Below are 6131 nucleotides of genomic sequence, written 5' to 3' on the forward strand. Positions count from 1 at the left end.
TTTATGAACCCTTATATAAGTGCGCCCAAAAATCTACTTTATTTTTCACTCTTCCTCCTATATAACAAAGGCGTTCTCCTGCCCGTTTATTGTAACAAAAGAACGCCGTTTTGTGTATGATCTTTTACAGAGTTACACCCTGCTTGAAAATAGCCATATCATGGAAGCCTGCTGCCTCGCTGCATACCTGCCTGCCGGAAGCAGTCTCCACTACCAGATCAAACAAAGCCTTGGTCTCCTCTTCCATGGTCTTATCCTCTACCAGTACGCCGGCATTGAAATCGATCCAGTTGGACTTTTTGCCTGCCAGGCGGGAGTTGGTCGCGATCTTCATGGTAGGAACCGGAGATGCGAAAGGAGTTCCACGTCCTGTGGTAAACAGTACGATATGTGCTCCTGCGGCTGCCAGTGCGGTAGCTGCTACCAGATCATTGCCCGGTGCGGACAAAAGGTTCAGTCCCGGAGTCTTCACCGTATCACCATACTGCAATACACCCTTGACCAGGGCACTTCCGGACTTCTGGGTACATCCCAGAGACTTGTCCTCCAGAGTGGAGATACCTCCCTTTTTGTTGCCCGGAGAAGGATTCTCGTAAATAGTCTGATTGTGACTCTTGAAATAATTCTTGAAGTCATTGATCAGATCTACGGTCTGGTGGAACAGTTCCTCGTTGGCACAACGGTTCATCAGAATGGTCTCTGCACCGAACATCTCGGGAACCTCGGTCAGGATGGTGGTGCCACCCTTGGAGATCAGCAGATCGGAGAAACGTCCTACCAGAGGGTTGGCGGTAATACCGGACAGTCCGTCACTGCCGCCGCACTTCATACCGATGACCAGCTTGCTTACGCTGATGGGCTCTCTCTCGAACTTGGAAGCATAATCAATCAGGCCCTTGATCACCTCTACGGAATCTGCGATTTCATCCTCGTGCTCCTGACATACCAGGAATTTCACACGGTTCTCATCATAATCGCCAATGTAAGGCTTTAATACATCAATGTTGCTGTTCTCACAGCCCAGTCCCAGTACCAGAACACCACCTGCATTGGGATGATTGATCAGGTCTGCAAGAATCTTACGGGTATGCTCCTGGTCATCACCCATCTGGGAACAACCATAGGGATGAGGGAATGCGATAACCTCTTCCACACTACCCTTAACGAATGCATTGGCCTGTTTTGCAATAGCGGTTGCCACGTTGTTGACACAGCCAACGGTGGGGATGACCCAGATCTCGTTACGAACACCTACTTTGCCGTCCGGACGGTTGAAGCCCATAAAAGTCACATCTTCCGTCTTCTTCTCCTCTACCGGAGTGGGGTTGTAGGTGTACTCCAGCAGATCGCCCAGAGCGGTCTTTACATTATGAGTATGGATCCAGCTGCCCTCTGTGATGTTCTCCTTGGCATTACCGATACGGTAACCGTATTTGATGACCTCGCCGCCTTCGGGAATATCAAAAATAGCCATCTTATGTCCTGCTGGGATCTCCTCTCTGGCGGTAACGGTCTTCTGACCGTCACCTACAGAGACTGTGATCTTCTCACCGGCAGGAATCGTATTTAATGCTACGACTACATTATCATTGTCATTAATTTTTAAGAAATCTTGCATAATGCTGCCCTCATGCCATTTGCCTTAATATCATCCAGGTATGCTACAACTGCATCGGTCAGTCCGGGAACCTTGTTCAGATCCTGGCCGAAGAAGTCTTCATTACCAAGGAAGGAAGTTACGAAAGTCTTGGTGTCCTTCTCACAATTTGCTGCGAAGAACTCCAGAACTGCTTTGTCATCCATGATGTTGTATTCCTGACCGTCTCTATGACCGATCAGAGCCTTATCGCGGATCTCGGTGCCATGGTAGAATGCCATCAGTGCTGCAATGGAGAAGGTCAGATGAGCGGGAAGCTTACCGGTCTTCTCAACATAGCCTAACAGGCTGGGCATACATCTTGCTCTCCACTTGGATACGGAGTTCAGGGAGATAGCAAGCAGTGCATGATCTACATAAGGATTGTCGAAACGGTTTACAACCTCACCTGCAAACTGCTTCAGTTCCTCCTCAGGCAGAGACAGGGTAGGGATTACTTCGTCATAAATGGTCTTCAGCATGAAGTTACGGATATCGTCATCATGCATGGACTGTCTTACGATGTCGTTGCCGCACAGGTAAGAAGCCAGTACGAAAGAGGTATGCGCACCGTTCAGGATACGAACCTTTCTCTGCTTATAAGGCTTCTGATTGTCAGTGAAGATAACAGGAAGTCCTGCATCGGGAAGAGGGAATTCCTTGCTGATGTCCTTAGCGGATTCGATAACCCACAGAGCAAACGGCTCACCGGTTACCATGATGTGGTCTTCGTAACCCAGCTTCTCCCATTCTTCCTTCTCGGTAGCACGGGGATAACCGGTAATGATACGGTCTACCAGAGTAGAGGTGAATACACATGCCTCATCTACCCACTTCTTGAACTCATCGCCCAGTCCCCACAGCTCGATCAGCTGCATTACACACTTCTTCAGCATAATACCGTTGTCATCGATCAGCTCTACGGGAAGCATTACCAGACCCTTGCTCATATCACCCTTGAAGGTCTCGAATCTGTGATATAAGAACTTGGTCAGCTTGCCGGGGAAAGTCTTGGGAGGCTCTAATTCAAACTTATCGGTATCATCATATACGATACCTGCCTCGGTGGTGTTGGATACTACGAAACGTAAGGTATCGATCTCGGCAAGTCCCATGTACTTGTCATATTCATTATAAGTGTCTACAGCATCTGCAACACTGGTTACGATTCTATTAATAATCTTGGCTTCACCGTTCACATTACCGCGAAGGGATACAGTATACTGGCAGTCCTGCTTGTGGAACATATCCAGGTTACCGAACTCGATGGGTTTGATCAGAACGATGTCTCCATCGAACTTGCCCTGCTCGTTAGCGATGTCGATCATGTAATCTACGAATCCACGTAAGAAATTACCCTCGCCGAACTGTACCACCTTGATAGGTCTTTCCTTTTTACCGGTCTTTGCCTTGTTTAAGATATCCATTTTGTCCTCCATTCTACGCTTAGCGTATCCTATCTGCACCGTCTTACGGCACTCTATTACCTGCACTTACTTTCCCCGGCACGCCTTACGAACGAATCTGTTACGCCGCCCGGGGCATTGTCTTTGGTCTGAATTGTAGGAAGTTTATGTAAGTACTTTCATGATTCATTTTACTTCAAAAAAATGGTTTCGTCAATCACCAAAAAAAGAAAGTTTTATTTTCGTGAAACTACCGCTTTTATCAGCAATATTTCGCTTTGATAAATTTTTGACATATGAGAAGTTGAAAAAGTATCTTGAAAAAAGAGAAGTCTTTCGTTATAATTCAGATATAGCTTTTTTATGTAACTACTTACATTTTTCTTACATATCTTTTTACACACTGTTACATAGAAGCAGAGAGGAAGCCACAGATGACAATTTACGATATTTCTGAAAAGGCCGGTGTCTCTATTGCTACTGTTTCCCGCGTACTCAACGGAAGCAACAATGTAAGCGAGAAAACCAAGAAAAAAGTGCTGGATGTGATCAACCAGTACGAGTACACTCCCAACGCATTCGCCAGGGGATTAGGTCTCAACACCATGAAGACCATCGGTATCATGTGTGCCGACAGTTCGGATCCGTACCTTGCCAAAGCGATCTACTATATTGAGCAGAAGCTTCGGGCCAACGGTTACGACAGCATCCTGTGCTGTACCGGTTATGATCTGGATACCAAAGCAAGTTCCATGAACCTTCTGATCACGAAAAAAGTGGACGGCATTATATTAGTAGGTTCCAATTTTATCTACGAGAAGGAAGATGACAACAAATACATCCTCGGCGCTGCCGGACAGGTGCCTGTGATGCTGTTGAATGCAGCCATGGACGCTCCCAATGTTTACAGCATCGTATCGGATGATTTTACTTCCATATATGATGCCACCATGGAAATGATCCGTTCCGGAGTGGAAGACATCCTGTACTTCTACAACTCCACTTCTTACAGTGGTAAGAAAAAGCTGGCCGGTTACCGTGCCGCCATGGAGGAAAAAGGACTTCTGACCAACGGAAGCTTCCTGCAGCTCTATCAGGGATCTCATGAAGATATTCCCGCTATGGCAGACCAGCTGCTGAAGCTGCATGCAAAGGGAATCACCTTCCACGGTGTCATTGCTGCTGACGATTCTCTGGCACTGGGTGCTCTGAAATACGCCCGTGAAATGAAGCTGCGGATTCCGGAGGATCTGGCTATCATCGGTTATAATAATTCCATGCTGGTGAACTGCTGCGATCCGGAGCTGACCAGTATCGACAATAAACTGGAAACACTCTGCCAGCATCTGATCACAACGCTGATGGGCGTTCTGGGCGGAAGCGAGATGCCGAAGAAGACTGTATTCTCCGGTGAACTGGTAAAACGCGGTACCACAAAGTAGCTTGCGGCACATATAGGCATTTGTTTATGACAGCACGGGGGAGCTGCAAATCACCCCTTTTCTATATTTATCACTATAGTCGCCGGATCCCTACCGGATCTGACTCATATGAACATGGAGGATTTTTAAAATGAAAGCATTTATGGACAAGGACTTTCTGTTAGAGACCGAGACCGCCAAAAAGCTGTTCCACGACTACGCAGAAAAAACACCGATTCTGGACTACCATTGCCATATCAATCCCAAGGAGATTGCTGAGGATCGTCAGTTCGACAACATCACTCAGGTATGGTTGGGCGGCGATCACTACAAGTGGCGTTTCATGCGTTCCTGCGGTGTGGACGAAAAGTACATCACCGGTGACGCTTCCGATTACGAGAAGTTCTGCAAATGGGCTGAGTGCCTGGGCAAGGCTATCGGCAACCCCCTGTTCCACTGGAGCCATCTTGAACTGCAGAGATACTTCGGTTACACCGGCGTTCTGAACAAGAATACCGCTGATGAAGTATGGAACCTGTGCAATGAAAAACTGCAGCAGCCTTCCATGAGCGTTCGTAATCTGATCAAGCAGAGCAATGTTACCCTGATCTGCACCACCGATGATCCTATTGATTCTCTGGAGTGGCACAAGAAGCTGGCTGCAGATGATACTTTCGATGTAAAGGTTCTGCCCGCATGGAGACCTGACAAAGCTATGAACATCGAGAAGCCCGATTATCTGGATTATCTGGAGAAGCTGGCTGCTGCTGCAGGCATGACCGAGATCAACTCCTTCGCAAGCTTAAAGGAAGCTCTGAAGAACCGTATGGCTTTCTTCGCATCCATGGGTTGTAACGTATCTGACCATGCTCTGGAGTATGTAATGTACTATCCCGCTTCCGACGATGAGCTGGAAGAGATCTTCTTAAAGAGACTGAACAAGATGGTTCTGACCAAGGAAGAGGAACTGAAGTTCAAGACCGCTTTCATGCTGTTCGTAGGCAAGGAATATCACAAGCTTGACTGGGCTATGCAGTTGCATTACGGTTGTAAGCGTGACAACAATACTCTGATGTTCGAGAAGCTGGGTCCCGATACCGGTTACGACTGCATCAACAACTACGCTCCTTCCGCACAGATGGCTGACTTCCTGAACGCTCTGATCGTAACCGACGAGCTGCCCAGAACTGTCATCTACAGCCTGAATCCCAACGACAACCAGGCCATCGGTACCATCCTCGGATGCTTCCAGGATTCCACCGCTGTTGCCAAGATCCAGCAGGGTTCCGCTTGGTGGTTCAACGATCACAAGACCGGTATGCAGGATCAGATGATCTCCCTGGCTAACCTGGGCAACCTGTCCGGATTCGTTGGAATGCTGACCGATTCCAGAAGCTTCCTGTCCTATACCAGACACGAGTACTTCCGTCGTATCCTGTGCAACCTGATCGGTAACTGGGTAGAGAGTGGTGAATTCCCTGCAGATTACGATACTCTGTCCGAGATCGTAACCGATATCTCCTACAACAACGCTAAGAGATATTTCAAGTTCCCTCTGGCATAAAATTATAAGAATAGTGCAATCCCCCGGCTGGTTATTTGGCCGGGGGTTTTTATGTAAATGGAAAGTTAGTAAAGAAATGCTATCAAATCCCCGTAGCCCTTGGC

At 47.6% G+C, this 6131-nt stretch carries 4 protein-coding genes; 2 read left to right on the forward strand and 2 right to left on the reverse strand.

All coding sequences use genetic code 11. The features are described from left to right. Positions 1-124 precede the first annotated feature (124 nt). On the reverse strand, positions 125-1618 hold the full coding sequence (locus tag DWZ61_RS19235; RefSeq protein WP_117467471.1) for an altronate dehydratase family protein: 1494 nt from the start codon (positions 1616-1618) through the stop codon (positions 125-127). Then, complete coding sequence (locus DWZ61_RS19240; protein ID WP_118505705.1) at positions 1603-3063, reverse strand: tagaturonate reductase; 1461 nt, start codon at positions 3061-3063, stop codon at positions 1603-1605. The genes DWZ61_RS19235 and DWZ61_RS19240 overlap by 16 nt, the downstream gene beginning before the upstream one ends. A gap of 413 nt (positions 3064-3476) precedes the next feature. Between DWZ61_RS19240 and DWZ61_RS19250 the strand changes: the two genes are divergently transcribed. Both DWZ61_RS19250 and uxaC read left to right on the forward strand, forming a co-directional pair. After that, positions 3477-4484 (forward strand): LacI family DNA-binding transcriptional regulator, encoded by a 1008-nt coding sequence (locus DWZ61_RS19250; protein WP_117467475.1) that lies wholly within the window; start codon positions 3477-3479, stop codon positions 4482-4484. A 130-nt stretch (positions 4485-4614) separates the two neighbouring features. Next, positions 4615-6027, forward strand: coding sequence for a glucuronate isomerase (uxaC, locus tag DWZ61_RS19255; protein WP_118540104.1), 1413 nt, complete (start codon positions 4615-4617; stop codon positions 6025-6027). The last annotated feature ends 104 nt before the right edge of the window (positions 6028-6131 follow it).

It is taken from the genome of Clostridium sp. AF34-10BH, from assembly GCF_003478095.1.
Classification (GTDB): domain Bacteria; phylum Bacillota; class Clostridia; order Lachnospirales; family Lachnospiraceae; genus Acetatifactor; species Acetatifactor acetigignens.